Source organism: Pseudomonas azotoformans (assembly GCF_001579805.1).
Taxonomy (GTDB): Bacteria; Pseudomonadota; Gammaproteobacteria; order Pseudomonadales; family Pseudomonadaceae; genus Aquipseudomonas; species Aquipseudomonas azotoformans_A.
Genome location: NZ_CP014546.1, coordinates 3,128,723 through 3,155,047 on the forward strand (window position 1 = coordinate 3,128,723; position 26,325 = coordinate 3,155,047).

Below are 26,325 nucleotides of genomic sequence, written 5' to 3' on the forward strand. Positions count from 1 at the left end.
CATGAGTCGTGATGCCCTGCAGGAATCGCTGTCCGCAGTGATGGATAACGAAGCGGATGAACTGGAACTTCGTCGAGTGCTCAACGCATTTGATGATGCCGAAACCCGTGATACCTGGTCTCGTTACCAAGTCGCTCGGGCGGTGATGCACAAGGATCTTCTAATCCCTCGTCTGGATATTGCTGCGGCCGTTTCTGCCGCGCTGGCTGATGAAGCCGTTCCGGCAAAAGCTGCTCGTGGTCCATGGCGTAGCCTGGGTCGCTTGGCAGTGGCTGCCTCGGTGACTGTTGCCGTGTTGGCCGGTGTTCGCCTGTACAACCAGGACGAAATCGCCGGTGCCGAACTGGCCCAGCAGACTCAGCAACCGGTGATGGCCGGTCCGCAAGTCAAAGGCCCAGCGGTACTGGCCGGCTACAAGGAAAGCTCTGACACCACCGGCCCGATGGCCAATGGTGTACTGCAAGGGCAATCCGGCTGGCAGGACCAGCGTCTTCCAGGCTACCTGCGCCAGCACGCACAGGAATCGGCTCTGAAGGGCACTGAAAGCGCTTTGCCATACGCTCGCGCAGCAAGCCTGGAAAACCGCTAATCCGTAAGGAGCTCTATGCGAGCCATACCGCTCCTTACGCTTTTGCTCAGTGGTTGGTTTGCACTCCCCGCCCACGCCGATGAAGCCCAAGACTGGCTGACTCGACTTGGGCGTGCAGAGCAGCAGCAAAGCTTTCAAGGCACGTTCGTCTACGAACGTAACGGCAGTTTTTCTACCCATGACATCTGGCATCGTGTCCAGGAGGGTCAGGTCCGTGAGCGGCTTTTGCAGCTCGATGGTTCTGCCCAGGAAGTCGTGCGGCTGGATGGCCGGACCCAATGTGTCAGCGGCACCCTTGTCGCAGGCCTTGGCAACTCGCGTGATGCGCCATCCCGTGCGTTGGATCCGCAAAAACTCAATCAATTCTACGAACTGGCCGTCATTGGCAAATCCCGTGTGGCCGGGCGTAACGCCGTGATCGTCTCGATCACGCCGCGTGACCAGTATCGCTATGGTTTCGAGCTGCACCTGGATCGAGAAACCGCGCTGCCGCTCAAGTCGCTTTTGCTGAATGATCAAGGGCAGTTGCTTGAGCGCTTCCAGTTCACGCGGTTGAACACATCAGTCGTACCGGATGATCGCGATCTGCAACCCAGCACCGAATGCACACCTATATCGGTTGCCAATGAGAAGGCTCCAGAAGTGCAATCTACTGAGACATGGCATTTGGAGTGGTTGCCGCCCGGCTTTCAACTGACCAATACTAGCGCCCGCAAAGACGCCCAGACCAAGGCAACAGTCGACAGCCTCATGTATGAGGACGGGCTGGCGCGTTTCTCGGTGTTCCTGGAGCCGATCAGTGATGCGAGTGTTACGGAAACCCGCACCCAACTCGGCCCTACGGTGGCTGTATCCCGTCGCCTCAATACGGTGGACGGTGAAATGATGGTGACGGTGGTGGGCGAAATCCCGATCGGCACCGCAGAACGTATCGCGTTGTCGGTGCGCGGTGAAAAAAAAACAGCCGCCCAGCCGTGAGCCGTTAATCCTATGTTCATCCTGACGTTTCACTGTATTTGCATGCCAGGTTGGCTGCCGAGAGCATGAAATGTCTGGATCAGCATTTTCACTTGCAAAAATCTCTTATGTTTTTTATAGGTCAGGGCTTGTCGGCTCTGGCCTTGTTTTGTTCGCGGAACAAAGATGTCGGTCGCAGTTTTCGGCGTTTCTTGAACCCTGTCGCTCAACCCTGCTCGTCGTAACGGGAGCTGTATGTCGATACCACGTTTGAAGTCTTACCTATCCATAGTCGCCACGGTGTTGGTGCTGGGTCAGGCCTTGCCCGCGCAAGCGGCCGAGCTGCCTGACTTTACCCAGTTGGTTGAGCAAGCCTCGCCGGCCGTGGTGAACATCAGTACCACGCAAAAACTGCCGGATCGCAAAGTCTCCAACCAGCAGATGCCGGACCTGGAAGGCCTGCCGCCGATGCTGCGCGAGTTCTTTGAGCGCGGCATGCCGCAACCGCGTGCGCCACGTGGTGGCGGGGGTGGCCAGCGTGAGGCTCAGTCCCTGGGCTCGGGCTTTATCATTTCGCCGGATGGCTACATCCTCACCAACAACCACGTGATTGCCGATGCCGACGAGATTCTCGTGCGCCTGGCTGACCGCAGTGAACTGAAAGCCAAGCTGGTGGGCACCGATCCACGTTCCGATGTGGCCTTGTTAAAGATCGAAGGCAAGGACCTGCCCGTGCTGAAGCTGGGTAAATCCCAGGACCTGAAGGCTGGGCAGTGGGTCGTCGCCATCGGTTCGCCGTTTGGTTTTGACCACACCGTGACCCAAGGTATCGTCAGCGCCATCGGCCGCAGCTTGCCGAACGAAAACTACGTGCCGTTCATCCAGACCGACGTGCCGATCAACCCGGGTAACTCGGGTGGTCCGCTGTTCAACCTGGCCGGTGAAGTGGTGGGGATCAACTCGCAAATCTACACCCGTTCCGGTGGTTTCATGGGCGTGTCGTTCGCTATCCCGATCGACGTGGCCATGGACGTTTCCAACCAGCTGAAAAGTGGCGGCAAGGTCAGTCGTGGCTGGCTGGGTGTCGTGATTCAGGAAGTGAACAAGGACCTGGCTGAGTCCTTTGGCCTTGATAAACCGGCCGGTGCCCTGGTCGCGCAGATCCAGGACGACGGCCCGGCTGCCAAAGGTGGCCTGCAAGTGGGTGATGTGATCCTGAGCATGAATGGCCAGCCGATTGTCATGTCGGCCGACCTGCCGCACCTGGTGGGTGCACTCAAGGCTGGTAGTAAGGCCAAGTTGGAAGTGATCCGCGAAGGCAAGCGCCAGACCGTTGAGCTGACAGTGGGTGCCATCCCTGAAGAAGGCGCAACCCTGGATGCCTTGGGCAACGCCAAGCCAGGTGCCGAGCGCAGCAGCAACCGCCTGGGTATTGCTGTCGCTGAGCTGACCGATGAGCAGAAAAAGAGCTTCGACCTCAAGAGCGGTGTGGTGATCAAGGAAGTACAGGACGGTCCTGCCTCCCTGATCGGCCTGCAACCGGGTGACGTCATCACCCACCTGAACAACCAGGCCATCGACAGCACCAAGCAATTCACCGACATCGCCAAGGCGTTGCCGAAGAATCGTTCGGTGTCGATGCGTGTGCTGCGTCAGGGGCGTGCAAGCTTCATCACGTTCAAGCTCGCCGAGTAAGTCGTTAGAAACAAAAAAGCCCCGCCTTCGTTTGAAGGCGGGGCTTTTTTGTGGGCGGTGTCCCGTCCTGAATAAGGTTTACGCCTTCTGACCTATCTTCAGGAGGAGTCAATGGATTCGGGCAAAAGGCGGAGCCAGCGTGACTACACGCTAGCCTTTAAATTATCGGTCGTAGACCAGGTCGAAAAGGGCGAGTTGAGTTATAAAGAGGCTCAACGGCGCTACGGCATTCAGGGCCGGTCCACAGTACTGGTCTGGCTACGCAAGCACGGCCGGCAGGACTGGAGCCAAGGCGCGTCAATTCGAGAGCCGAGGAGCAGGTCCATGACCGAGCCAACCCTCCCGCTGACCCCCGAGCAGCGGATCAAAGAGCTCGAAGAACAGCTGGCGCTAAGCAATCAGAAAGCGCAATTCTTCGAAGCCGTCGTGAATGTTCTGAAAAATGACTACGGTGTTTCCGTCGTAAAAAAGCGACCCGGCAAGTCCTCTCGCAAGGGCAAATCCAAGGCCTGAGCATCACGAGGGCTTGCCTGTTTATGAGCATTTCGCGCCAAGCGTATTACCAACGCAATCGGGTTTTCGACGAGAGGGCTCGTCAAGATCAAGAGGTCATGGACTTTGTTCTTGAAAAGCGCCGCCGTCAGCCACGGATAGGCACGCGCAAGCTGCATTACCTGATGAGCGTTGAAGTTGGTGCATCAGTTCGGGTCGGCAGAGACCGCCTGTTTAGCATCCTGCGCAACGCTCGAGAACTGGTTGTACGCAAACGGGCATACCACAAAACGACGGACAGCCATCACCGTTTTCGCCGACACCCTAACCTGCTCAAAGCAGGTCATGAGCAGATAGTGGCCAATAGGCCAGAGCAGGTCTGGGTTGCAGACATCACCTACCTGCCGACACAGGAAAGCGTGGCTTATGTGAGCCTGGTGACAGACGCCTACTCGCGCAAGATCGTAGGCCATCATGTGCATGAGAGCTTGCATACCGAGTCGGTAATCAAGGCGATGGAAAAGGCAGTTGGTGAGCGCCGAAGCACGCTGCCACTGATCCATCACTCAGACCGTGGAGCCCAATACTGCTCTGAGCTTTATCAACGCTTGCACGCTAGTCATGGCGTCAGGTGCTCAATGACCGACGGCTATGACTGCTACCAGAATGCTCTGGCGGAGAGGATAAACGGCATTTTGAAGACCGAGTTCCTGCTGTATCGCCCTAAAAATCTGGCGGACGCAGTGAGAATGGTGGATGAGTCGGTGCTGATCTACAACGGGGAACGGCCACACCTGTCCCTGAAATACAAAACGCCCGATGCGGTGCATCGGGCGTTTTGAGACTGAAACAGGTGTAAACCTATTTCAGGACTAGACACGGGAGGTTTAGCTCATCATCCCTTTGACCAGGCGTTCCTGCTCGATCAGCTCGCGCTGACGGGCGTCGATACGTGAAGACAGTGGGAAGTTGTTGCCGGCGCGACGCTTGGCAAAATCCAACTGCTGGATGGCCTGCTGGAAATCACCGACCAGCGCAAAGTATTCAGCACGGGCTTGGTGCAGGCCAATAATGTTGCCGGACAAGCCGCGTGTCTCTGCGACCTGGTACCAGACGTCTGGATCATCCGGACGAGACTTGAGCAAGCTATCCAATGCTTTTTCCGCATCGGCGGTGCGGTTCTGCTTGAGCAGAAGATCCACGCGTAGCTGATTCAATGGGTAGTTGCCCGGATATTGAGTCAGCATTCGATCAGTACGTTGCTGAGCATCAGGCAGATGGTTGTTGTCTATCTCAAGTTGAATCAGCGCCAGGTTGTAGGTGATGTCGTTCGGCGCCTTGGCGAGTAACGCTGTCAGGTTTTCCCGAGCTTGCTTGAACTGAGAACCCTTGATCTGGGCGATAGCCAGGCCATAACGCGCCACATCGTTCTTCGGGTTTTCGTCCAATTGCGCCTGGAAGCGCTTGGCGGCGAGTCCTGACGTGTCCTCGTATTGCAGCTGCACCCGTGCGCGAATCAGTTGATAACGCAGGCTGTCTTCCTTGCCACCGGCTTTGGCTTGCTCGGCCCGGTTGCGGGTGTCGGCAATACGCGATTCGGTGACTGGGTGAGTCAGCAGGAATTCTGGCGGCTTGGCGTCGAAGCGGTATTGGCGCATCAGGCGTTCGAACATGGTCGGCATAGAGCGCGGGTCGTAGCCGGCTTTTTCCAGGTTGAGGATGCCGATACGGTCCGCCTCTTGTTCGTTCTGACGGGAGAACCGGCGCTGTTCCTGGATCGCCGCTGCCTGGGTGCCGGCAATCGCGGCAATACCCGCGTCGCCCGCGCCGGCTGCTGCGGCAATGATACCACCCAGCAGGGCCGCCATCATTGGGATCTGCATACGCTGTTGCGCTTCCACGCCACGGGCGAAGTGACGCTGGGACAAGTGCGCCAGTTCGTGGGCCAGTACCGAGGCATATTCCCCTTCGGTCTGGGCGTTGAGGAACAGGCCGCCGTTGACCCCGACAATTCCACCAGGCGCGGCAAAGGCGTTCAATTGCGGGCTGTTGATCAGGATGAACTCCAGGCGCCGGTCGTTGACCTGGCTGGTCTCCACCAGCTTGTAGACGCTGGTTTCGACGTAATCCTTGAGCTGCGGGTCGTTGAGTTGCGAGACCTGGCCTCGAAGGTAGGCCAGCCAGGCGCGGCCCAACTGGTATTCCTGTTGTGGCGAGACAATGGCAGAGCTGGCGTCGCCGAGTGACGGCAGGTCGTCAGCGAAGCCTGGGGAGGCCAGCAGGCAAGCCAGCGTCAGCAGGGTAGGGCGCAAAAAAGTCATGCACAAAGCCTTTCGACAAAGAGCTTACTGTAGCCGGACACTGAGCTTCGGACCAGATATTCTAAGCATCCCCGACGCTTGCCTGGAGTAAACCATGACCGACGCTGTAGCCTTTGATGCCGAACTCGATGCCAGCGGCCTCAATTGCCCCTTGCCCTTGCTCAAGGCCAAGTTGGAGCTCAATCGTCTGGCCAGTGGTGCGGTGCTCAAGGTGATCGCCACAGACGCGGGCTCCCAGCGTGATTTCCACACCTTTGCCAAGCTCGCCGGCCACACCCTGCTCCATGAAGAAGACGCCGCCGGTGTGTACCGTTACTGGTTGCGCAAGGCCTGAACCGTTTGCCCCTACCCGCCGAGGTTGATTGATGTTCAAAGTGTTACGAGACTGGATCCAGCGCTACTTCTCCGATGAGGAGGCCGTGGTGCTGGCGGTCCTGCTGTTTCTGGCCTTTACGGCCGTGCTCACCTTGGGCGGCATGCTGGCGCCGGTATTGGCGGGGATGGTGTTGGCGTATCTGATGCAAGGCTTGGTCACCACACTGGAGCGCTTGCGCTTGCCAGGCGGAGCCGCCGTGGGCCTGGTGTTCGCCTTGTTCATGGGGCTACTGGTGCTGTTTATCGTGGTAGTACTGCCGCTGCTGTGGCATCAGTTGATCACGTTGTTCAACGAGCTGCCGGGCATGCTCGCCAAATGGCAGTCACTGTTGCTGCTGTTGCCGGAGCGCTACCCGCACCTGGTGTCGGACGAACAGGTGTTGCAGGCCATCGAAGCGGCGCGCGGCGAGATCGGAAAATTCGGGCAATGGGCGCTGACTTTTTCCCTGTCCAGCCTGCCGTTGCTGGTCAACATCATGATCTACCTGGTACTGGTGCCGATCCTGGTGTTCTTCTTCCTCAAGGACCGCGCCATGATCGGCCGTTGGGTACGTGGCTATCTGCCGCGCGAACGTGCGCTGATTACCCGGGTGGCCGAGGAAATGAACCGGCAGATTGCCAACTATATTCGCGGCAAGGTCATCGAGATCATTATCTGCGGCGGCGTGACCTATATCGCCTTTATCGCCCTTGACCTGAACTACGCGGCGTTGCTGGCGTTGTTGGTGGGTATTTCAGTGGTAGTACCGTACGTCGGCGCCGTGGTGGTGACCGTTCCGGTGGCGCTGATCGCGCTGTTCCAGTGGGGCTGGAGCGACCAGTTCATCTACCTGATGGCGGTGTACGGAATCATCCAGACGTTGGATGGCAACGTGCTGGTGCCGCTGCTGTTCTCGGAGGCTGTCAACCTGCACCCGGTCGCGATCATCTGCGCGGTGCTGTTGTTTGGTGGGCTGTGGGGGTTCTGGGGCGTGTTCTTTGCAATCCCACTGGCGACGCTGTTCAAGGCGGTGCTGGATGCGTGGCCGCGGCAGGAGCCTGTCGTCGCGCCGCTGTTGTAGCGGTTTAGCCTTCTGTGGTGAGCGGGCAAGCCCGCTCACCACAACAGCCCACTGCGTTTCAGGCTTTGTTCAAAGCCTGCGCCGCCGCCAGAACCGCATCCACATGGCCCGGCACTTTCACGCCACGCCATTCCTGACGTAGCACGCCGTCCTTGTCGATGAGGAACGTGCTGCGATCCACACCCAGGTATTCCTTGCCGTACAGCTTCTTCAGCTTGATCACATCAAACAGCTGGCAGACCGCTTCATCCTTGTCGCTGATCAGCTCGAAGGGGAATGCCTGCTTGCCTTTGAAGTTCTCGTGAGATTTCACGCTGTCCCGCGACACGCCAAACACTTCGGTGTTGGCCGCTTCGAATGCTGCGTACTGGTCACGGAACCCCTGGCCTTCGGTGGTGCAGCCGGGCGTGCTGTCTTTCGGGTAAAAGTAGATCACCACTTGCTTGCCCTTGAGGGCTGCAAGGCTGAAGGTCTGGCCGCTGGTGGCCTGGGCTTCGAAATCGGCTACCGGTTTGTCGATGACTACCGCCATGAAAACATCCTTACATTGGGTTCTGTGGGCGCCATGGCTCGATCAGTGCGTCGAGGTTCAGGGCATCGGCGAAATCCAGGAACTGATCGCGCAGCCAACTGATCTGCACGCCGGCCGGCAGGGTCACGGTAAACGTGGCGTTCAGCATGGTGCCGCCGGTTTGCGGGGCCTGGTAGGTGTCACAGGTCAGGTTCTCCAGCTCGACGTTGTGGTCGATGAAGAACTGGCACAGCTCGTTGACGATGTCCGAGCGATAGGCCCGAGCTGACATACGCCACATAAGGCAGGGCCTGGGGACGATTCTCCAGAGCCGCACTGCGCACCACATTGACCGTGAAGTCATGCTTCTTGGCCAGGCCCGGCAGGCCGGTTTCCAGGCGCGCCAGGGCATCCCAGGTGCCGGAGATCTGCAGGACCAGTGCGCTGCACTCGCCGTGACGGGTCAGGCGGGAGGTCACGACGGCGCAGCGGTTTTCATGGCTGGCGCGGCACAGGACGTTGGTCAGCTCCATGGGGTTGGCGCCGAGGGCACTGATAACAAGGAATTGTTCGCGAACTGTGGGGGTGGACATGCAGCCTTCCTAAAACGATGAGCGGTCGATACTGTGCGGGCTGTATCGATCAAAGGATGAAGGGTAGCGAAAACCGTCGCCAAGGGATAGGAGGTGGCGTTTTCATTGCGTGATCGGCTCGATTTCACTGTGCTCCAAGGCAGGCTTTGGCCCGATGATGGCATTGCCCGTCGTTTAGTTGCGCCATAACGCATCCTCAGGCGGTACTTCGCTTGTGCAAGCATCTTGGCGCCAGTACCATTACGGCTCTCTTTTTCCGGCAGGAGCGGTTGCATGATTGCGGGCAGTATGGTGGCACTGGTCACACCCATGGATGCACAAGGTCATCTCGACTGGGACAGCCTGGGCAAACTGGTGGACTTCCACCTGCAAGAAGGCACCAACGCCATCGTGGCGGTCGGCACCACCGGTGAATCGGCCACCCTCGATGTGGAAGAACACATCCAGGTCATCGAATTCGTGGTCAAGCGCGTCGCGGGCCGTATTGCCGTGATCGCCGGTACGGGCGCCAACTCGACGCGTGAAGCGATCGAGCTGACCAAGAACGCCAAGAAGGCCGGCGCCGATGCCTGCCTGCTGGTCACTCCGTACTATAACAAGCCGACCCAGGAAGGCCTGTACCAGCACTTCCGCGCCATCGCCGAAGCGGTCGATATTCCGCAGATCCTCTATAACGTGCCAGGCCGCACCGCGTGCGACATGCAGGCCGCGACCGTGATCCGCTTGTCCACCGTGCCGAACATCATCGGTATCAAGGAAGCCACCGGCGACCTGCAGCGCGCCAAGGACATCCTGGCCGGCGTGAGCAGTGATTTCCTGCTGTATTCCGGTGACGACGCCACCGCCGTAGAGCTGATCCTGCTGGGCGGCAAGGGCAACATCTCCGTGACCGCCAACGTGGCTCCGCGTGCCATGAGCGAAATGTGCGCCGCCGCCATTGCCGGTGACGCCGTGACCGCCCGCGCGATCCACGAGAAGCTGATGCCGCTCAACAAGACACTGTTTATCGAATCCAACCCTATTCCCGTGAAGTGGGCACTGACTGAAATGGGCATGATGCCGGACGGTATCCGTCTGCCGCTCACCCGTCTCAGCGAAGCCTGTCACGAACCGCTGCGACAGGCCCTGCGCCAGTCCGGCGTCCTGGTTTAATTGAGGAAGCACTACGCATGAAGCGATTGGCCGGACTTTCCGCACTTGCCTTGATTATCTCCAGCACCAGTGGCTGCGGTTGGATCTGGGGCCCGGAAGGCTACTTCCGTGACCGCGGTAGCGATTACCTGGAAGCCCAACCTACCAAACCGATGGAATTGCCGCCGGGCGTCAACGTTGCCAAGCGCCTTGACCCGTTGCTGCCGATTCCGCGTAACGTCGCCGACGACACCACCAAGGGTGAGTACGTGGTGCCACGTCCACAGCCGATCTCGGCCGTGGCGGATGCCAGCGACTACAGCCTGCAGAAGAGCGGTGATTCCCGCTGGATCGTGGCCCAGCGCCCACCTGCTGAAGTCTGGCCGGTGGCCGTGCAGTTCTTCCAGGACAACGGTTTCCGCATCGACGAGCAGCGTCCGCAGACCGGTGAGTTCACCACCGCATGGCAGCAAGGCAGCGAGCTGTCCGCCACCATGGCCAAGCGCCTGCAGGCCGGTGGTGTAGCCGCCGACAGCGAAGCCCGTGTGCGTGTGCGCATCGAGCCAGGCGTGCAGCGTAATACCAGTGAAGTCTACGTGGTCAGCGCCGAGCGTCCGGCCGGCAGCACCGCCAACGTTGATTTCACCAATCGTTCGGTCAACACCGGTGTCGACTCGGCCCTGGTCGACGAGATGCTCGCCAGCATGAGCCGTATCTCCGAGAAGGGCGGTTCGGTTTCCCTGCTCGCCGCACGTGATTACGACACCCCGAGCCGCGTCAGCCTGACAGAAGACGGCAGCGGCAACGTGGTGCTGAACCTGGGTGAAGACCTCGACCGTGCCTGGGCCAGTGTTGGCCGTGCGTTGGAACAGGGCCCTTGGCGTGTAGAGGACATCAACCGCAGCCTGGGCCTGTACTACATCAACGTGGCTGAAAAGGCCGAGCGTAAAGATGAAGAGCCAGGTTTCTTCAGCAAACTGTTCGGCAGCCAGCCGACCAAGGAAGAAATCGAGACCCGTGCCGAGCGTTACCAGGTTCGTTTGAGCAAGGTTGGCGAAAGCGTGCAGGTCACCGTCGAGAAGAACATCAACACCGTTGCACCCGCCGAAACAGCGCGCAAAGTGTTGGGCGTGATTCAAGACAACCTGGGCTGATCCGGTGCGTTTTGCCGTTCTCGGCAGCGGTAGCCAAGGGAACGGTACGCTGGTCGCCCACGACGACACGTACGTGCTGGTGGATTGTGGTTTCTCGTTACGGGAAACCGAGCGGCGCCTGCTGCGCCTGGGGGTTCACCCCGCGCAGCTGAGCGCGATTCTGGTGACCCACGAACATGCCGATCACGTGCATGGCGTGGGTTTGCTGTCTCGGCGCTACAATCTCCCGGTGTACCTCAGTCGCGGTACCTTGCGCGGGATGCGCAAACCCATTGAACCCGCAGGCTTCCTGGCCGGTGGCGAGCAGCTGCAAATCGGTGCCCTGAGCATCGATGTGATTGCCGTGGCGCACGACGCCCAGGAGCCGACGCAATATGTCTTCAGCGATGGTGAGCGCCGCTTCGGTGTACTCACCGACCTGGGTTCCTACTGCGCCAAGGTGTTGGACGGTTACCGCGATCTCGATGCGTTGATGATCGAGTCCAACCACTGCCGAGACCTGTTGGCTCGCGGCCACTACCCCCGCTTTCTCAAGCAGCGGGTGGGCGGCGAACTGGGACATTTGAACAACCACCAGGCGGCGTACCTGGTGTATGAGTTGGGCTGGCAAGACTTGCAACACCTGGTCCTGGCCCACCTGAGCAGCAAGAACAACCTGCCGCAGCTGGCCCGGCAATGTTTTGTCGACACCCTTGGGTGCGACCCGGACTGGCTGCAACTGGCCGATCAAGATTCAGGGCTCGACTGGCGACACATCGCCTAGCCCACCATTTAGCAAGCGGAGCCCATCATGGAAAAACGTGAAGAACTCTACCGCGGCAAAGCCAAGTCGGTGTACAAGACCGACGACGCCAACCGCCTGATCCTGCTGTTTCGCAACGACACTTCGGCGTTCGACGGCAAGCGCATCGAACAACTTGATCGCAAAGGCCTGGTGAACAACAAGTTCAACGCCTTCATCATGCAGAAACTCGAAGAGGCCGGCATTCCGACCCAATTCGACAAGCTGCTGGGCGACAACGAGTGCCTGGTCAAGAAGCTCGACATGATCCCGGTGGAATGCGTCGTGCGTAACTACGCCGCCGGCAGCCTGGTCAAGCGCCTGGGCGTGGAAGAGGGCCTCAAGCTCAACCCCTACACCTTCGAGCTGTTCCTGAAGGACGACGCCAAGGGCGACCCGTTCATCAACGAATCCCACGTCGTGGCATTCGGCTGGGGCACCGCTGAGCAACTGGCACGCATGAAGGAGCTGTCCCTCAAAGTCAACGACGTGCTGAGCAAACTGTTCGACGACGCCGGCCTGCTGCTGGTGGACTTCAAGCTGGAATTCGGCGTGTTCCACGACGGCTCCATCGTCCTGGGCGACGAATTCAGCCCGGACGGCTGCCGTCTGTGGGACAAAGACACCAAGAAGAAGATGGACAAGGACCGCTTCCGCCAGGGCCTCGGTGACGTCATCGAAGCCTACGAAGAAGTCGCCAACCGTCTGGGCGTACCGCTTTAATCGACGCAAGCATCTGATAGCACGGAAAAAAATCGCCTCGAAGCTTTGCTTTCCTGATTCACGCTGTTATGATGCGCGCCGTTGGAGAGATGCCAGAGTGGCCGAATGGGACGGATTCGAAATCCGTTGTACCTTCACCGGTACCTAGGGTTCGAATCCCTATCTCTCCGCCATTATTGAATACGACTAAGCCCCTGAAATGGTTGAACATTTCAGGGGCTTTTTCGTTGTTGGGGTTTGGTTTAGGGCAAATTTAGGGCAAAAAGGCGCCTCATCTATGGAGAGGCGGACGCTTCTGATGAGCAGCTTTTGCTTCAATAGCTGAGCCTGGAACAGCTCGATGTCGCTCTTGCTGAAATCGACGATCCTCGACTTCCCAAACTTGCTCTCGACGTGCACAGCCTTGCTCTCGTAGTTGATCACCGTGCTGGCAGCCTTTAGCGCGCTGCACTTCCAGCCAGCGGTCTATACCTTCTTTCACGGTTCGCTTGGTTGCAGCATCAAGGCGAGCAGGGCCAGCGGTTAGCCAAGTTGGCGAGCCTGCGTTACTTGCCGGAGCGGGAGCTGTCTGTAGCTAAACAGATACAGCTGCTGGGGCTGGAAGATGCGGCAGATAGAACCTATCGCAATTGGGTGCAACGGATGCATGGGCGGGTGATGTTGGAACTGTTACGGCGTGCGGAGCGACATGTTGTCTGACCATCCGTCTGGAGGAAATACTTCAACCCTGTATCGAGGCCGCACCAACCAAGCAGTAAAAAGAATGGTCGTTTTTTTCGCTTTGCTGGTTTTCCGCTGAGGTGTAGAACGTTGCTCGGTTGTACGCTCTGCGTCAGAGGCGTCATTCAACCGGCCAATGCGTTCAGCACATGCACCGGGTCATTGTGGATCGCCTTCAGCAACGCCTTAGCTGGCCCCGTTGGGTCTCGGCGACCTTGCTCCCAGTTACGCAGCGTACCCAGTTGAACATCAATCAACGCTGCGAATTTAGCTTGGGTCAGCCCAGTCGCCTTACGAATTTCTTTGACCCGCATTGCGTCAACGTGAAACTCGCGGGAAGGCTCACGCTCACCGCGCAGTATCTCGTTCATTTCCTCAACGCTTTCCATCAGTTCATCAAAAAATTTGCTCATGGTTATCTCCAGTGTTCGATTGCAACCTTCAACGATTTACGCTCGTCAGCGGTAAGGTCTTGCTGTTCATTCTTAGGGTAGATCATCAAAAAAACGATCTTTGATGCCGAGACAAAGTGGTAGTAAATCACCCGCGCTCCACCTCGTTTGCCGTGGCCCTTGGCCGCAATCCGAATCTTGCGCACTCCGCCTGTGCCTTCAATTACATCACCGGCTGATGGATTCACGATCAGCACATTTTGAAACGCCATATAGGCATCGTCGTCGATCAGTTCTTTGACACGATGGGTGAAACCTGAAGTCTCGATGAAAATCATAGCTAATGTACGCCATTGGCTTAGTTTTCGGCAATGCTAATCCCGTATACGTCAGCGTGCATCCGATGAGTTGTAACTGGTTTTTAACGAGTCTTGATGTATCGGAGGGCTGTCGATATGCCATCCAGTAAAGACCCCACCGCTTGGGCCGTTGGGCGTCCCTCAGGGCGCACGTGACGTGTTCCAATTGCTATCCCAAGCTGGGTGGGTGAGCCCGTCCTTGTTGACCAACCTGAAGAATATGGTCGGTTTTCGTAATATCGCCGTTCATGAGTATCAAACCCTTCAATTGCCGATCACCGTTGCGATCATCACTCAGCATCTAGGGGGGGTTCTGGCGTTTAGCTCATTTATTCTGACTAAGGATGCAAGTCAGTCAGGTGCCACCCCAGACACTCATCCCCATTAAACGAAAAAGCCTGCTGAGCTCAACACTCAGCAGGCTTTTTAGTCAGTACTTGTCTGGTCAGGCAGCTTGCGCCGCCAAGCTATTGCTGACATTGCGCCCCAGCACCAGCACCGTCACAAAACCCACGCCCACCAACGCCGTCGCCAGGCTCAACAGCACCGAAGTGCCCATCTGATCAACGATCCGCCCGCCAAAGAACGACCCCAGCGCAATGATCACCTGGAACAGCGCTACAAACAGTGGCATACCACGCTCCACATCCTTGGGCGCTACCACAAACATCCAGATGCTGGCGCAGGCCGGGAAGGCGCCGAAGGCGAAGCCCCAGAGCGCGATCAGCATGGCGGCGCCGGTCAGGCCGGTGGCGAAGTAGGGGAACAGGGCGGTGCTGGTGCCGATCATCAGCGCGACCAGCAGCAGGGTGTAGCGCACGCTGCGGTTGGCGGCGAAACCGGCAAAAATGTTACCCGCCACACCGGCTATGCCAAACATCAGCAGCAGTGAGCCGATGGTCGGGCCATCGAAGCCGGAGCTGTTCTTGAAGAAGGGTGCGACGTAGGTGTACGCGGCAAAGTGCGCCAGGCCGATCAGCAGTACCGCGATCAAGCCGACCCGAGCCCGTGGGTTGATGAACAAGGCTGGCAGGTCGCTGACAAGAATGGCTTTTTCCGGCTTGAGCAATGGCAGCAGGAGGACCTGAGCCAACAGCACCGGCAGGCCCACCAGCGCGGTGACCAGGAAGGTCATGCGCCAGCCCATCAGGCCGCTGAGCCAGGTGCCGACCGGTACGCCGAGTACGGTGGCGAGGGTTACCCCCATCATGATGATCGAAGTGGCCTTCGCGACGTCCACGCCTTTGGGCGCCAGGCGGCCGCTGAGGGCGATGGCCGTGGCCCAGAAACCGCCGATGCTGATGCCCAGCAATACGCGCCCGAACAACAGCAAGCTGAAGTCGCTGGCGAAGGCCACGACCATGTTGGCGATGATCATGATCAGCGTCAGGCCGATCAGCAGGTAACGGCGGTCCATGGCGCCAATGATCACTGACAGCAAAGGTGCCGCGAGCGCAGCCATGATGCCGGGCAGGGTGACCATCAGGCCGGCGTGGCCGGCACTGATACCCAGGTCTGCGGCAACGTCGTTGAGAACGCCCACGGGTAGGAATTCGCTGGTCACCAGGGCAAAAGCGCCCACGGCGACCGAGAGGATCGCCAGCCACTGCTGTTTGACGCTTTGTTGATTATGTTCGGGGAGGCCGCGAGGGGACTGGCTGGCACTTGGCATGGTGTTGGGTTCCAGGGTGAACGTCGCCCGAAGTGAGGCGAGGGGGAGGGAAAGTGGAGGCGATTATAGGAATCAGTGCTGGAAATCGGGCAGGCGCTCGTTTCGATAGTAATCATCAGTGCTATCGATGCGACGCTCTAGCACGCACTACGTGACCCATGCACCTTTCAGGCGGACTTCTCAAACATTGCCTACAGGCAGTGCATTGCGATGCCACCGGCGACTGATTAGTGTGTGGTTGCGCACACGATCAGGCGCTTCCCACTGCAAAGGAGTTGCAGCATGAGCAAAAACACCAAGAAAACCTCGGGCAAGATCGCGACATTGGCAGCGGATACGCTCAACAGCCCAACCTCATCAGTCATTGCCAGAAGTCTTGCCGCTTCAGCGCTAGCCCAGAAAGGCACCGACAAGCAGACCAGCGCAGAGATGGAGGAGACGGCTGGCAAGGTGCTGGGCAGCGATAAATACAACGAAGACACGAAGGCGCTTGCGGCGTCGGTGCTTTCTCAGGCCAATAAAGCGCGTTGACGCTGAGTCACTTCGATTAGGTCGGGAAAGTCCCCGTGGTCTCATCGACCACGGGGGCCAGGTTCGCTCATCGCGCGAGTTTTTCAGAAAGACTGTCGATAAATACCGTTTCCGCCCGGCTCATCTTCTGTTCCCGGTTCCACAGCAGATGGATGTCCACGTCCGTAATGCCCTCGTCCGGCGGTAGCCGCCACAGCAGTCCATTCTTCACATCGTCCGCCACCACATGGATCGGCAGGCAGCCAAGACCAAAGCCGGCGATCACCAGACGCCGCACTTCTTCCAGGCTTGAGGACGACGCCACAATCCGCCCGCTGAACCCCTGCTGGTCGCGGAAAATCGTCAATGGCGAGAGCATTCCGCCGATCTGGTCACTGGTGAAGCTCACGAAGTTCTCCGACTGCAGATCGCCCTCCGCCAAACCACTGCGCCCGAACAGCGGATGATGGCGGCCACAAAAAAACGCATAGCGCTGGCGCAGGAACAGGTGCTGTTCCAAGCGGGGCTGCGGTCGGCGGTTAAGACTCAGCCCGAGGGTCGCGGTTTTTTCCAAGAGTGCGGCGACGATGTCCGAGCTGCGCATCACCTCGACTTCCAGGTCGACCCGAGGATGCTCACGATGAAAATCCGCCAGGAATTCATCGAAGGTGTCCGAGTTGATCCGGCTGATCATCAGCAAGCGCACTTTGCCGATCACTTCATCACCGGGCTTTTGCAGGGCATTGCTCATCTGCGACACCTGGCCGTACATCTCGCCGGCGATGGCGAAGATCTGCTCGCCGGCCTCGGTCAACACAAAGCGCGGACCACGGCGGACGATGAGTTGGCAATCGAGCTGTTCTTCTAGGCGCTTGAGCGCCTGACTGATCGCCGGCTGGGTCAGGTGTAGGCGGGCGGCCGCGCGGCTGATGCTCAGCTCCTGGCCAATCACACGGAAGGTGCGCAGCAGATTCCAGTCCAGGCGGTCGTTGAGCAAGGGGTGAATGTCGCGGCGGGCTTCGGGCATGGCGCAGCTCGATAATAAGCAGGATTTATAATTGGAATAATAAATAGAAAATTGACTAATCATAGCCCCAAGACGATAAATCACCCTCAACAAGCGCCATCAGAGCGCATGCGTTCGACCTTTCTCCTGCCAAAAAAATAACCAAAGGAGCCAGCCCCATGAAGCCTTCCGCTTCGCCCCAGCCTCGCCGTGCTGCGGCCGCCGCTTTTATCGGCACCATGATCGAGTGGTACGACTTTTACATCTATGCCACCGCCGCGGCGCTGGTGTTTGGCCAACTGTTTTTTCCCTCCGAAGACAAACTCTTCAGCACCATGGCGGCGTTCGGTACCTTTGCCGTGGGTTTCTTCGCGCGGCCGCTGGGCGGCATTGTGTTCGGGCACATCGGTGACCGGATCGGCCGCAAGAAATCCTTGGTGATTACCCTGGTGATGATGGGTGTGGTCACCGTGTGCATCGGCCTGCTGCCGACCTATGCGCAGATCGGTGCGGCTGCGCCGGTGTTGCTGATCCTGCTGCGTGTGGTGCAGGGTATTGCCGTTGGCGGCGAGTGGGGCGGGGCGGTGTTGATGGCGGGCGAGCATGCGCCGAAAGGCCGCCGCAACTTCTTTGCTTCCTTCGCGCAATTGGGCAGCCCGGCTGGGCTGATCCTGTCGCTGCTCGCGTTCAGTGCGGTCACCCGTCTGCCGGAAGACGCGTTAATGAGTTGGGGCTGGCGCTTGCCGTTCCTGGCCAGCGCGTTGCTGTTGGTGGTTGGCCTGGCGATTCGTCTGGGCGTGAATGAGTCGCCGGAATTTCTTGAAGACAAAGCCTTGGCGGAAAAAGCGCGGGCGATCAAGAAAGACCAGGCCCCAGTCATTGAAGTGCTGCGAACAGCCTGGCGTCCGCTGCTGCTGTGTATCGGTGCCAACACGTTGGGCATTGCCGGTGTGTATTTCACCAACACCTTCATGATTGCCTACAGCACTCAGCAATTGGGCCTACCGCGTTCGTTGATTCTGGAGTGCCTGTTCTTCGTCGCCATCATCCAGTTCTGCGTCCAGCCACTGGCCGCCTGGGTCGCGGAGAAGGTCGGTGCCACGCGTTTCCTGTGCGCAATGACGGTGCTGGCCATGGCTTCGCCTTATCCCATGTTCGTGCTGGTCAGCAGCGGCCAGGCGCCCTTGATCATCCTCGGCATCGCCTTGGCGGTGGTGTGCATGGCCTCGTTTTATGCCGTGATCGCCGGCTTCGTCAGCGGCCTGTTTGAAACCCGTGTGCGCTACACCGCGATCTCCCTGGCCTACCAGGTTTGCGGCGCGCTGGCGGGAGGTCTTACGCCGTTGATCGGCACCTGGCTGGCCCACGAATACCAAGGCCAATGGTGGCCGATGGCAGTGTTTTACAGCTTGATCGCGGCGGTCTCGCTGGTGTGTGTGCTGGCATTGTCGCGCCGGCATGCCACCGCCCACCGTCATGAAATGGCCCATAGCGTTTGATGGAGTTTGTGTAATGTTGAAGATCAATGGCGAGCGCCTGTGGGCCAGCCTGATGGCCATGGCCGAGATTGGCGCCACGGCACGCGGCGGCAGTTGCCGCCTGGCTTTGAGCGCCGAAGACAAAGCCGGTCGCGAACTGTTCAGCCACTGGTGCACGGCCGCCGGGCTGACCCTGAGCGTGGATGCCATCGGCAATCTGTTCGCCCGTCGTGCCGGAACGGACAAGGATGCGGCGCCTGTGATGATGGGCAGCCACCTCGACACCCAGCCCGAAGGTGGGCGTTTCGACGGTGTCTACGGTGTATTGGCGGGTCTGGAGGTGATCCGTAGCCTTGACGATCATGGGATCCAGACACGCAAGCCACTGGAAATCGCGGTATGGACCAACGAGGAGGGCGCCCGCTTTACGCCAGCCATGCTCGGTTCGGCGGTATTCACCGGCACCTTGGCACTGGACAAGGCCCTGGGCACCGCCGATGTCGATGGCATCTGTGTGGCCGAGGCTTTGCGTGCTACTGGCTACAACGGTTCACGCCCCTTGGGCGGTGCGGTGGATGCGTATTTCGAAGCGCATATCGAGCAGGGCCCGATTCTTGAGGACAACGCCAAGAGCATCGGTGTGGTCACCGGCGGGCAGGCCATTCGTTGGCTGGATGTGCGCGTCGAAGGCATGGCTGCCCACGCTGGCACTACGCCGATGCCGCTGCGTAAAGACGCCTTGTATGGCGCCGCACAGATGATCCAGGCGCTGGAAACGCTGGCGGCGGATTTTGCCCCTGAAGGCCTGACCACCGTGGGTGAATTGAGCATCGCCAAATCGTCGCGCAACACCATCCCAGGCCTGCTGAATTTCACCGTCGACTTGCGTCATCACCGCGACGGCGATATCGATGCCATGGAACAGCAGGTACGCCAGCAATTGCAGGCCATCGCCGAGCAACGCGGATTGTCCGTGACCGTCAGCCCACACTGGATCAGCCCGGCTACACCTTTCGACGCCGATTGCGTCGCCTGCGTGCAAACCGCTGTGGATGCCCTGGGTTATAGCCAACAACGCATCGTCAGCGGCGCCGGCCACGACGCCATCCACCTGGCGCGCTATTGCCCGACAGCGATGATCTTCATCCCTTGCGTCGGCGGCCTCAGTCACAACGAAGCCGAAGACGTGTTGCCCGAGGACGTGCGCCAGGGCACCGACGTATTGCTCAATGCCGTGTTGAAACGCGCCGGCCAGGTTCAGTAAGGAGATTTCTTCATGCGTACGTTTTTTCATCCCGAACAACTTTTGCATCATCCGCGCAGCTACTACTCCCGTGGTCAGATGCGTACGCCGCAGGAGGTTCCCGAGCGTGCCCGTAACCTGCTGTTAGCCGCGCAAACCTTGGGTTTCGACATCCTGCAGCCGCAGGACTACGGCCTCGATCCATTGCTGGCCGTACACGGTGCGCCCTACCTGGCTTTCCTGCAGGAAGCCCACCAACGCTGGAAGGAAATCCCCGAAGATTGGGGCGACGAAGTCATGTCCAATATCTTCGTGCGCGAACCCAACGCCCTGCGCGGCATCCTTGCCCAAGCCGCGCGTTACCTCGCAGATGGCAGTTGCCCGATCGGCGAACTGACCTGGCGCTCGGCCTATTGGTCGGCCCAGAGCGCCGTGGCTGCCGCCCAGGACATTCTTGATGGCGCACCGGCCGCCTACGCCCTCTGTCGTCCACCGGGCCACCATGCGCGTTACGATGCGGCGGGAGGATTCTGTTACATCAACAACGCTGCGGTAGCTGCCCAGGCATTGCGTGAAGGTTTCCAGCGCGTCGCCGTACTCGATACCGACATGCACCACGGCCAAGGTATCCAGGAGATTTTCTACGAGCGTGACGACGTGCTTTACGTCTCGATTCACGGTGACCCCACCAACTTCTACCCTGGCGTTGCCGGCTTCGCCGAAGAGCGCGGTAGCGCAGCAGGTGAAGGCTTTAATCTCAACCTGCCAATGCCCCACGGTGCCAGCGAGGCGGTGTTCTTCGAAAAACTGGAACTGGCCTTGGCGGCGGTGAAAAACTTCTCGGCAGATGTGCTGGTGCTGTCACTGGGTTTCGATATCTACGAGCTGGACCCGCAGAGCAAAGTCGCCGTTACACGGGAGGGTTTCGCGCGGTTGGGTGAGTGCATTCGCGGGTTGGGATTGCCGTGCGTGATCGTGCAGGAGGGCGGCTATCACCTGGAGACGTTGGATAGCAATGCGCGGGCGTTTTTTAATGGTCCGCAGGTTTGGGTGTGAGTGTATCGGGCACCAGCTCCAATATCCGGTCTCTGCCGCCTTCCGCCAGCAGGTAAGTCCCTCGTCCTGTCGGGACAATCGACTGTGGTGCTTTCAAGAACGAGAGAATGGTTTGCTGGCGCCCCTGTTTATCAATCAACAGCAGGCGTGCCCGATGGGTGGCGTCTTCGTTGACCCATAACCCGCGCTCATCGCACATCAGGAACGTGGGTTGGTTCAGGTTGGCCAGCACCACCGGGTCGCTGCCATCATCGGTCAGCTCACGTACCACACCTTTTTGCTTTTCGTTGTAGAGCAGGCGCCCATCTGTGCAGCGCACGATGGATTCGCCTTCCTGCACTTGGTCGCGCAACACGGTCAGGGCGCCGTCGCTCCAGCGATAACGCAGCAGGCGCCCGGTGGGTTTGCGGTCTTCGATGGCGTAGAGATCGTCGCCGTCATCCCACAAGCCTTGTACGCTTTCGCCTGTGAACAGTTCGGTGACGACGCCGTCCTTGAAGAAGCTGACGGGCAAATCGGCAGACTCCTGGCTGAACACCCAACCGCCACGGGTCGGGACGATACCATCCGGTTTGGACAGGTTGGTCACCACCCCTTCACGGGTGCCGTCGGGGTGGATTCGCACGATGCTGCCTTTGCCCTTGTCGAGTTCCTGGCTGACCATCAACGAGCCGTCCGCCATGGGCATCAGCGAGGCGGCCTTGGGCACGTCACGGTGTATGACTCGCACGTTCCAACCCTTGGCGGCACTGACGGGGTAGTAACTTTGCCAGGCAAAAAAGCCCAGGGTGGCGACGCACAGTAGGCCTGCTGCACGCACGCCATACCGGAGTGCAGAGTGTTTTTTTGCGGAGTGAGTCATCGATGATTGCCAGCAGTCAGTCGCGGGGGAGAGAGCCGATCACCCTACCAAGCTTAACGATGAACTTCACCCACGTTGAACCCGGTGTCCCCTTTTAACGGTGCTTAACGCTCTGCCTCCAAGCCCTGCCGGAGCTTTTCCAGCAATTCATCGATATGAAAGGGCTTGGTAATCAGGTCCATGCGTTCACCCAGGAAGTTCTGTCGGTTGGCCGCATTCTCGGCGTAGCCGGTCATGAACAGGATGGGCAGGTCGGCACGCAGGACGCGCGCATGGTCGGCCAGCTCACGACCGGTCATGTAGGGCAGGCCGACATCGGTGAGCAGCAGGTCGATGGAAGGGGCGGCCTTCAGAAGGGCGAGGGCTTCGTCGCCGTCCGCTGCCAGGCTGCAGTGGTAGCCGGCATCCGTCAGTACCTCGGCGACAAAACTACGAACTGAAGGCATGTCTTCGACGATCAATATGTGTTCACCCTTGCTGTTGCCCGGCATCGGCATCGGCAGCGCCTTGGTGGCTAGGGTGGCGGGCCCCTCGGCGGCGGGCAGCATGATGGTCACTTCGGTGCCCTGACGGGTCACGCTACGGATCTGCGCATCGCCGCCTGACTGGCGGGCAAACCCGTAGATGGTCGACAGACCCAATCCGGTGCCTTGGCCCACGGGCTTGGTGGTGAAGAAGGGGTCGAACACCTTGTCGATCAGGCTGTTCTCGATACCGACACCGTTATCCCGCACCGACAGGGCGACGTAGGGACCGTTTTCCAGCTTGAGGTTGCCGTTGGAGTAAGCCGGATACGTCGTGACCCAGATAATCCCGCCCTGGGGCAACGCATCGCGTGCATTGATCACCAGGTTCAGCACAGCGCTTTCCAGCTGGATCGGGTCCACCATCGCCACGGCGGGGTTGGTGGTCAGCTCCAGTTTCAAGGCGATGTGTTCACCGATGGTGCGCACCAGCAATTCTTCCAGGGAACGGATATGCGCATTGATATCAATCGGCCGGGTGTCCAGTGGCTGCTGGCGGGCAAAGGCAAGCAGTCGGTTCGTCAGGCCAGCGGCGCTCAGGGCTGAACTGAGCGCGGCGTCGGCATAGCCCAGCACCTTGTCGGTGCGTTGGCTTTCGATACGTTTTTTGATCAACTCCAGGCTGGTGATGATGCCGGTCAGCAAGTTATTGAAGTCATGGGCAATGCCCCCGGTGAGCTTGCCCAGGGCATCCATTTTCTGCGCTTGGAGCAACTGCGCTTCGGTTCGCGCCAACTGGGTGGCGGCGTTGGCCAGCTCGGCCTGCTGGTGGCGTTCGCGATGGCGATGTTCGGTGACATCTTCGACAAACACCAGGCTCAATTCGGCACGGTCATAGGGCGAGATCTGCCACTCGGTTTCGCGCAGTTGCCCGTCGACCTTCATCTGCAGCGTTCCCTTCCAGCGCTCACCGGCCCCCAGGCGCAGGCACAGCTCTTGGATCACCGCGAGTTGATCGGCGGCAAAGCATTCGAGCAGGGCGTCCGGATTGAGGTTGTCGTGGATCAATTGGGCGAACGCGTGGTTGCATTCGTGCACTTTCAGCTGTGCGTCCATCACCGCAATCGGTGCGCTGATGTTGAAGAAGATCTCTCTGAAGCGCGCCTCGCTTTCGCGTAGGGCATATTCGGTATCACGCACGCGCAACAAGGTACGCAGGGTCGCCAGCAACACGTCCGGGTCTATCGGGTGGATCAAGTAGGCATCAGCGCCGGCGTCCAGGCCAGTAATGATGTCGCCGGTTTCGATGGACGCTGCAGAGACGTGTACCACCGGCAGCAAGGCCGTGGCCGGGTCGGCGCGCAAACGGCGGACGATGTCGAAGCCGCTCATGTCGGGCAGGTTGACGTCCAGGACCAGGGCATCGATTTTCCCGCTGGCGATGAGGTCCAACCCCTCCTGGCCGGTGCCCGCTTCCAGCACCCGGTAATGATGACGCTCAAGGCGCCGGCGCAGGGCGTAGCGCGTGGCGGCGTTGTCGTCAACGATCAGTAGCTGAGTGTCACGTTTCATCGACGGTCTCGCTGGCGAGGGAAAAGGGAATGATCACAAAGAACAGCGAGCCCACCCCAGGTGTGCTTTCCACGCCCACCCGGCCACCCAGCAATTCGGCGAAACGCTTGCACAGCGACAGGCCCAGGCCGGTGCCGCGTAGACGTTTCTGCAGCGGCGAGTCAATCTGGGAAAAGTCTTCGAACAGATTACTGTGCAACTCGGTGGGAATACCCAGGCCAGTGTCCTGCACGGCAAAACGGATTTCGTGTGCATTCTCCATGCGCGCCGAGACCCGCACTTCGCCTTGCGCCGTGAACTTCAGTGCATTGGAGATGAAGTTACGCAGAATCTGCGCCAGCTTTTTGTCATCGGTGTAGAGCTTGGGCAGGCCGGACGGCTCTTCGAAGATCAGGTCCACCGAGCTTGCATCGGCAATCGGCCGGAACATGCCGCGCAACGCCGAGAACAGGTCGAACATATCGAACCAGGCCGGGGAAATACTAATGCGCCCGGCCTCGATCTTGGCCAGGTCCAGCAGGTCGTCGACCATCTCGCGCAGTTCGCGCGCAGAACTGCGGATGAAGCTGACCTGGGTATGCTGTTCCGGGCTCAACGGGCCGTCCAGCTCATCGGCCAGCAGACTGGTAATACTCAGGATCGAGCCCAGCGGTGTGCGGAACTCATGGCTCATGTAGGACAGAAAGCGGCTTTTGAGGTCCGATGCCTGGCGCAGTTGGTCGGCTTGGGTGTCCAGTTCGGCATACAGCGCTAGAACGCCCTGGTTGGTTTCGTCCAGTTCAGTGCGCAGGGCATCTGTCTCCAGGCGAAGGCGTTGCACTTCTGCGGCGAGCGAGGCAGGGGTGTCAGCCATCAATGGCCTCCAAGGCAATCACGAAGACCGTGACATCATCCCGGCCGCGACAGAAATCACGGTGCAGGATAGCGGCGATCAGGGCAGGGTGGCGGTGGACGAGTCCAGGGTAGTCCAAGAGATTCCAACGTGATTGCAGGCCGTCGCTGTACAGAATCAGCAATTGGCCGCCCACCTGAGCGTAGTCGAAGGCATGGGCCTTGCGAAACTGCACGCCCACGATGCCGGGGTGTGAGGCCAGGCCACGGGACTTGTCCGGCGCGACCAGGCTGGCGCCGATATTGCCCACGCCAGTGAACTTCAGGTTATCGGCTTCGGCATCATACTGGGCCACGGCCAGGGCGCCGCCACGGGTGCCATTCATGCCGATGTGTATATCGTTCATCAGAATCGTCGAGTCCAGAAACGCGTTCTGGGCAAATACCGTCTCTCCTGCTCGGGCGGCACGCTCGGCAAATTCGCCATGACCGAGTCCGTCGGCCACCATCACACTGAAGCGGCCAGGTTCGATTGCCAGGTGCCAGGCGTCGCCGCAATGCGGATCCTCGTGCAGTGAATGCTGGCTGACCCCGTAGCGAATGTCCTTGGCCAGTGAGCCGCGGGGGTACAACCTGGCCAGGATCGCCGTGCCACGAGGGTCGGCGTACACATCGAACACCTGGGCCAGGCGTGAAATCGCCCCCAGGCCAATGCCCTGGGTGCCGCCGGTGGAGTAGCCGTCCACCAGGCAACTGTTCAGGTCGAAGCCTTGGCCACGGTCGATGGCCACCAACTCGACACCACCGTTACCGGTGGCGCGCAGATGCAATTGACCATGGTCGGCGTGCTTCAAGACATTGCTGGCCAGTTCCGTGGCCACCAGGGCCACGCGTCCGGCGTCGGTATCGTCGAAGCCCAGGCCTTCGGCGAGTTGCTGCGCGGTGCGCCGGGCATGGCCGATCTGGCTGGTGTCTTCAATCAACAATACATGCGTCAGGACGCTGGGGATGTTCAGGCCCATCGGGTGATCGTCACGCGGGTGCCTTTGCCGGGTGTGGTGTCCAGTTCAAATTCATCCACCAGGCGCTTGGCGCCGGTCAGTCCCAGTCCCAAGCCGCTGCCGGAGGTCCAGCCGTCGGTCATCGCCAGCTTCAGATCGGGAATGCCCGGGCCTTCATCGCGAAAGGTCAGGCGCACGCCGAAGCGGTGGTCTTTTTCGATCACCGCCCAGTCCATGTGGCCGCCCTTGCCATACACCACCGTGTTACGGGCCAGTTCACTGACCGCCGTGACCAGCTTGGTCAGGTCGATCAGGCGCATGCCGCAGTCCTGGGCCAACTTGCGCACCAGTTGTCGAGCCAGCACGACATCCTGTTCGATCAGCACCGGGTGGGTGCCATTGCTGGCTTGGGTCATGAGCGTTCTACCCGGTCGCGCAGCAGTTTCATGCCGCGCTCGACATTCAATGCAGTGGCCACGCCGGGCAGGGTCATACCCAGTTCTACCAGGGTGATAGCCACGGCCGGTTGCATGCCCACCAGCACGGTCTGGGCATCCATGATGCTGGACAGGCCGGAAATGGTGCCGATCATGCGCCCGATGAACGAGTCGACCATGTCCAGCGCCGAAATATCGATCAACACGCCTTTGGCCGAGGTGCGGCTGATGCGCTCGGACAAGTCGTCCTGCAAGGTCAGTGCAAGCTGGTCGTGCATGTCCACCTGGATGGTCACGAGCAAAAACTCGCCCATCTGCAAAATAGGGATGCGTTCCATG

26 protein-coding genes, 1 tRNA gene and 2 pseudogenes are annotated in these 26,325 nt (G+C 59.5%); 16 read left to right on the forward strand and 13 right to left on the reverse strand.

The features are described from left to right. Position 1 precedes the first annotated feature (1 nt). From AYR47_RS14540 to AYR47_RS14560, 4 genes are all read left to right on the forward strand, one after another. Positions 2-589, forward strand: coding sequence for a sigma-E factor negative regulatory protein (locus AYR47_RS14540; RefSeq protein ID WP_003172479.1), 588 nt, complete (start codon positions 2-4; stop codon positions 587-589). 15 nt (positions 590-604) lie between these two features. Then, the gene (locus AYR47_RS14545; RefSeq protein WP_061435673.1) at positions 605-1,567 is read left to right on the forward strand and encodes a MucB/RseB C-terminal domain-containing protein; all 963 of its coding nucleotides are present in this window, start codon (positions 605-607) and stop codon (positions 1,565-1,567) included. 234 nt (positions 1,568-1,801) lie between these two features. After that, positions 1,802-3,241 carry a DegQ family serine endoprotease gene (locus AYR47_RS14550; RefSeq protein ID WP_033902654.1) on the forward strand — a complete coding sequence of 480 codons (1,440 nt, stop codon included), beginning with the start codon at positions 1,802-1,804 and terminating at the stop codon, positions 3,239-3,241. 111 nt (positions 3,242-3,352) lie between these two features. Beyond that, positions 3,353-4,575, forward strand: a protein-coding gene (locus tag AYR47_RS14560) for an IS3 family transposase (protein WP_167351252.1) whose coding sequence is annotated in 2 segments (ribosomal slippage) — positions 3,353-3,704 and positions 3,704-4,575 — 1,224 coding nt in all. Because the reading frame shifts where the segments join, the coding sequence is not laid out codon by codon here. Between the two features lie 45 nt (positions 4,576-4,620). On the opposite strand, the gene AYR47_RS14565 is transcribed toward AYR47_RS14560, so the two are convergent. Continuing rightward, entirely contained in the window at positions 4,621-6,054 is a 1,434-nt protein-coding gene (locus tag AYR47_RS14565; RefSeq protein WP_016975171.1) for a M48 family metalloprotease, read from the reverse strand. 94 nt (positions 6,055-6,148) lie between these two features. Here AYR47_RS14565 and AYR47_RS14570 point away from each other — a divergent pair, with 94 nt between their 5' ends. Together AYR47_RS14570 and AYR47_RS14575 are read left to right on the forward strand one after the other, a co-directional pair. Next, positions 6,149-6,388: a sulfurtransferase TusA family protein gene (locus AYR47_RS14570; protein WP_033902652.1), complete on the forward strand. Its 240-nt coding sequence runs from the start codon at positions 6,149-6,151 to the stop codon at positions 6,386-6,388. Between the two features lie 31 nt (positions 6,389-6,419). Continuing rightward, the gene (locus AYR47_RS14575; protein WP_033902651.1) at positions 6,420-7,490 is read left to right on the forward strand and encodes an AI-2E family transporter; all 1,071 of its coding nucleotides are present in this window, start codon (positions 6,420-6,422) and stop codon (positions 7,488-7,490) included. A gap of 58 nt (positions 7,491-7,548) precedes the next feature. Here AYR47_RS14575 and AYR47_RS14580 read toward each other — a convergent pair whose 3' ends face one another. Both AYR47_RS14580 and AYR47_RS14585 read right to left on the reverse strand, forming a co-directional pair. Further along, positions 7,549-8,022 (reverse strand): peroxiredoxin, encoded by a 474-nt coding sequence (locus tag AYR47_RS14580; RefSeq protein WP_033902650.1) that lies wholly within the window; start codon positions 8,020-8,022, stop codon positions 7,549-7,551. A 10-nt stretch (positions 8,023-8,032) separates the two neighbouring features. Beyond that, a pseudogene (locus AYR47_RS14585) lies at positions 8,033-8,594 on the reverse strand (glycine cleavage system protein R). 273 nt (positions 8,595-8,867) lie between these two features. Between AYR47_RS14585 and dapA the strand changes: the two are divergent. The 5 genes from dapA (at position 8,868) to AYR47_RS14610 (ending at position 12,556) form a co-directional block, all read left to right on the forward strand. Beyond that, a complete protein-coding gene (gene dapA, locus AYR47_RS14590) occupies positions 8,868-9,746 on the forward strand; it encodes a 4-hydroxy-tetrahydrodipicolinate synthase (protein WP_033902649.1) in 879 nt (292 codons plus the stop codon). 17 nt (positions 9,747-9,763) lie between these two features. Next, the gene (bamC, locus tag AYR47_RS14595; protein ID WP_028619346.1) at positions 9,764-10,879 is read left to right on the forward strand and encodes an outer membrane protein assembly factor BamC; all 1,116 of its coding nucleotides are present in this window, start codon (positions 9,764-9,766) and stop codon (positions 10,877-10,879) included. 4 nt (positions 10,880-10,883) lie between these two features. Further along, positions 10,884-11,642: an MBL fold metallo-hydrolase gene (locus tag AYR47_RS14600; RefSeq protein ID WP_033902647.1), complete on the forward strand. Its 759-nt coding sequence runs from the start codon at positions 10,884-10,886 to the stop codon at positions 11,640-11,642. Between the two features lie 27 nt (positions 11,643-11,669). Then, positions 11,670-12,383 (forward strand): phosphoribosylaminoimidazolesuccinocarboxamide synthase, encoded by a 714-nt coding sequence (purC, locus tag AYR47_RS14605; protein ID WP_033902646.1) that lies wholly within the window; start codon positions 11,670-11,672, stop codon positions 12,381-12,383. A gap of 83 nt (positions 12,384-12,466) precedes the next feature. Further along, positions 12,467-12,556: transfer RNA gene (locus AYR47_RS14610), tRNA-Ser, on the forward strand. A gap of 672 nt (positions 12,557-13,228) precedes the next feature. On the opposite strand, the gene nadS is transcribed toward AYR47_RS14610, so the two are convergent. Continuing rightward, entirely contained in the window at positions 13,229-13,516 is a 288-nt protein-coding gene (gene nadS / locus AYR47_RS14620) for a NadS family protein (protein WP_016975178.1), read from the reverse strand. Positions 13,517-13,518: 2 nt separating this feature from the next. Beyond that, on the reverse strand, positions 13,519-13,833 hold the full coding sequence (locus AYR47_RS14625; protein WP_033902644.1) for a type II toxin-antitoxin system RelE/ParE family toxin: 315 nt from the start codon (positions 13,831-13,833) through the stop codon (positions 13,519-13,521). Between the two features lie 151 nt (positions 13,834-13,984). On the opposite strand from AYR47_RS14625, the pseudogene hepT reads away from it, so the two are divergent. Next, positions 13,985-14,242: pseudogene (gene hepT, locus AYR47_RS32070) on the forward strand (type VII toxin-antitoxin system HepT family RNase toxin); the annotation flags it as partial. A 57-nt stretch (positions 14,243-14,299) separates the two neighbouring features. On the opposite strand, the gene AYR47_RS14630 reads toward hepT, so the two are convergent. Then, complete coding sequence (locus tag AYR47_RS14630; protein WP_061435677.1) at positions 14,300-15,526, reverse strand: MFS transporter; 1,227 nt, start codon at positions 15,524-15,526, stop codon at positions 14,300-14,302. 282 nt (positions 15,527-15,808) lie between these two features. Between AYR47_RS14630 and AYR47_RS14635 the strand changes: the two genes are divergently transcribed. Then, positions 15,809-16,057 (forward strand): hypothetical protein, encoded by a 249-nt coding sequence (locus AYR47_RS14635; protein ID WP_033902642.1) that lies wholly within the window; start codon positions 15,809-15,811, stop codon positions 16,055-16,057. Between the two features lie 67 nt (positions 16,058-16,124). Here AYR47_RS14635 and AYR47_RS14640 read toward each other — a convergent pair whose 3' ends face one another. Beyond that, a complete protein-coding gene (locus AYR47_RS14640) occupies positions 16,125-17,063 on the reverse strand; it encodes a LysR family transcriptional regulator (RefSeq protein WP_061435679.1) in 939 nt (312 codons plus the stop codon). A gap of 158 nt (positions 17,064-17,221) precedes the next feature. On the opposite strand from AYR47_RS14640, the gene AYR47_RS14645 reads away from it, so the two are divergent. Genes AYR47_RS14645 through AYR47_RS14655 form a run of 3 tightly spaced genes read left to right on the forward strand, consistent with a single transcriptional unit; the run spans position 17,222 to position 20,819 of the window. Beyond that, a complete protein-coding gene (locus AYR47_RS14645; RefSeq protein WP_016975188.1) occupies positions 17,222-18,541 on the forward strand; it encodes an MFS transporter in 1,320 nt (439 codons plus the stop codon). Between the two features lie 13 nt (positions 18,542-18,554). Further along, the gene (locus AYR47_RS14650) at positions 18,555-19,784 is read left to right on the forward strand and encodes a Zn-dependent hydrolase (RefSeq protein WP_061435681.1); all 1,230 of its coding nucleotides are present in this window, start codon (positions 18,555-18,557) and stop codon (positions 19,782-19,784) included. A gap of 12 nt (positions 19,785-19,796) precedes the next feature. Beyond that, positions 19,797-20,819 (forward strand): histone deacetylase family protein, encoded by a 1,023-nt coding sequence (locus AYR47_RS14655; RefSeq protein WP_033902639.1) that lies wholly within the window; start codon positions 19,797-19,799, stop codon positions 20,817-20,819. On the opposite strand, the gene AYR47_RS14660 is transcribed toward AYR47_RS14655, so the two are convergent. From AYR47_RS14660 to AYR47_RS14685, 6 genes are all read right to left on the reverse strand, one after another. After that, the gene (locus AYR47_RS14660) at positions 20,794-21,681 is read right to left on the reverse strand and encodes a hypothetical protein (protein ID WP_061435684.1); all 888 of its coding nucleotides are present in this window, start codon (positions 21,679-21,681) and stop codon (positions 20,794-20,796) included. The genes AYR47_RS14655 and AYR47_RS14660 overlap by 26 nt on opposite strands. 104 nt (positions 21,682-21,785) lie before the next feature. Beyond that, positions 21,786-23,717 (reverse strand): response regulator, encoded by a 1,932-nt coding sequence (locus AYR47_RS14665; RefSeq protein ID WP_061435687.1) that lies wholly within the window; start codon positions 23,715-23,717, stop codon positions 21,786-21,788. Continuing rightward, complete coding sequence (locus AYR47_RS14670; protein WP_061435689.1) at positions 23,707-24,570, reverse strand: sensor histidine kinase; 864 nt, start codon at positions 24,568-24,570, stop codon at positions 23,707-23,709. The genes AYR47_RS14665 and AYR47_RS14670 overlap by 11 nt, the downstream gene beginning before the upstream one ends. Next, complete coding sequence (locus AYR47_RS14675; protein WP_208603929.1) at positions 24,563-25,570, reverse strand: ATP-binding protein; 1,008 nt, start codon at positions 25,568-25,570, stop codon at positions 24,563-24,565. The genes AYR47_RS14670 and AYR47_RS14675 overlap by 8 nt, the downstream gene beginning before the upstream one ends. Next, a complete protein-coding gene (locus tag AYR47_RS14680) occupies positions 25,561-25,965 on the reverse strand; it encodes an ATP-binding protein (RefSeq protein ID WP_038848336.1) in 405 nt (134 codons plus the stop codon). Before AYR47_RS14680 ends, AYR47_RS14675 begins: the two co-directional genes overlap by 10 nt. Next, positions 25,962-26,324 carry an STAS domain-containing protein gene (locus AYR47_RS14685; protein WP_033902634.1) on the reverse strand — a complete coding sequence of 121 codons (363 nt, stop codon included), beginning with the start codon at positions 26,322-26,324 and terminating at the stop codon, positions 25,962-25,964. Before AYR47_RS14685 ends, AYR47_RS14680 begins: the two co-directional genes overlap by 4 nt. Position 26,325 lies beyond the last annotated feature (1 nt).

Bases quoted from the DNA above. Each gene is read 5' to 3' on its own strand.
- AYR47_RS14660 (WP_061435684.1), bottom strand. From the start codon at position 21,681: ATGACTCACTCCGCAAAAAAACACTCTGCACTCCGGTATGGCGTGCGT.
- AYR47_RS14570 (WP_033902652.1), top strand. From the start codon at position 6,149: ATGACCGACGCTGTAGCCTTTGATGCCGAACTCGATGCCAGCGGCCTC.
- dapA (WP_033902649.1), top strand. From the start codon at position 8,868: ATGATTGCGGGCAGTATGGTGGCACTGGTCACACCCATGGATGCACAA.
- AYR47_RS14630 (WP_061435677.1), bottom strand. From the start codon at position 15,526: ATGCCAAGTGCCAGCCAGTCCCCTCGCGGCCTCCCCGAACATAATCAA.
- AYR47_RS14580 (WP_033902650.1), bottom strand. From the start codon at position 8,022: ATGGCGGTAGTCATCGACAAACCGGTAGCCGATTTCGAAGCCCAGGCC.
- AYR47_RS14685 (WP_033902634.1), bottom strand. From the start codon at position 26,324: ATGGAACGCATCCCTATTTTGCAGATGGGCGAGTTTTTGCTCGTGACC.
- purC (WP_033902646.1), top strand. From the start codon at position 11,670: ATGGAAAAACGTGAAGAACTCTACCGCGGCAAAGCCAAGTCGGTGTAC.
- AYR47_RS14650 (WP_061435681.1), top strand. From the start codon at position 18,555: ATGTTGAAGATCAATGGCGAGCGCCTGTGGGCCAGCCTGATGGCCATG.
- AYR47_RS14670 (WP_061435689.1), bottom strand. From the start codon at position 24,570: ATGGCTGACACCCCTGCCTCGCTCGCCGCAGAAGTGCAACGCCTTCGC.
- AYR47_RS14675 (WP_208603929.1), bottom strand. From the start codon at position 25,570: ATGGGCCTGAACATCCCCAGCGTCCTGACGCATGTATTGTTGATTGAA.
- AYR47_RS14575 (WP_033902651.1), top strand. From the start codon at position 6,420: ATGTTCAAAGTGTTACGAGACTGGATCCAGCGCTACTTCTCCGATGAG.
- AYR47_RS14635 (WP_033902642.1), top strand. From the start codon at position 15,809: ATGAGCAAAAACACCAAGAAAACCTCGGGCAAGATCGCGACATTGGCA.
- nadS (WP_016975178.1), bottom strand. From the start codon at position 13,516: ATGAGCAAATTTTTTGATGAACTGATGGAAAGCGTTGAGGAAATGAAC.
- AYR47_RS14655 (WP_033902639.1), top strand. From the start codon at position 19,797: ATGCGTACGTTTTTTCATCCCGAACAACTTTTGCATCATCCGCGCAGC.
- AYR47_RS14625 (WP_033902644.1), bottom strand. From the start codon at position 13,833: ATGATTTTCATCGAGACTTCAGGTTTCACCCATCGTGTCAAAGAACTG.
- AYR47_RS14645 (WP_016975188.1), top strand. From the start codon at position 17,222: ATGAAGCCTTCCGCTTCGCCCCAGCCTCGCCGTGCTGCGGCCGCCGCT.
- AYR47_RS14640 (WP_061435679.1), bottom strand. From the start codon at position 17,063: ATGCCCGAAGCCCGCCGCGACATTCACCCCTTGCTCAACGACCGCCTG.
- AYR47_RS14545 (WP_061435673.1), top strand. From the start codon at position 605: ATGCGAGCCATACCGCTCCTTACGCTTTTGCTCAGTGGTTGGTTTGCA.
- AYR47_RS14680 (WP_038848336.1), bottom strand. From the start codon at position 25,965: ATGACCCAAGCCAGCAATGGCACCCACCCGGTGCTGATCGAACAGGAT.
- bamC (WP_028619346.1), top strand. From the start codon at position 9,764: ATGAAGCGATTGGCCGGACTTTCCGCACTTGCCTTGATTATCTCCAGC.
- AYR47_RS14540 (WP_003172479.1), top strand. From the start codon at position 2: ATGAGTCGTGATGCCCTGCAGGAATCGCTGTCCGCAGTGATGGATAAC.
- AYR47_RS14665 (WP_061435687.1), bottom strand. From the start codon at position 23,717: ATGAAACGTGACACTCAGCTACTGATCGTTGACGACAACGCCGCCACG.
- AYR47_RS14550 (WP_033902654.1), top strand. From the start codon at position 1,802: ATGTCGATACCACGTTTGAAGTCTTACCTATCCATAGTCGCCACGGTG.
- AYR47_RS14565 (WP_016975171.1), bottom strand. From the start codon at position 6,054: ATGACTTTTTTGCGCCCTACCCTGCTGACGCTGGCTTGCCTGCTGGCC.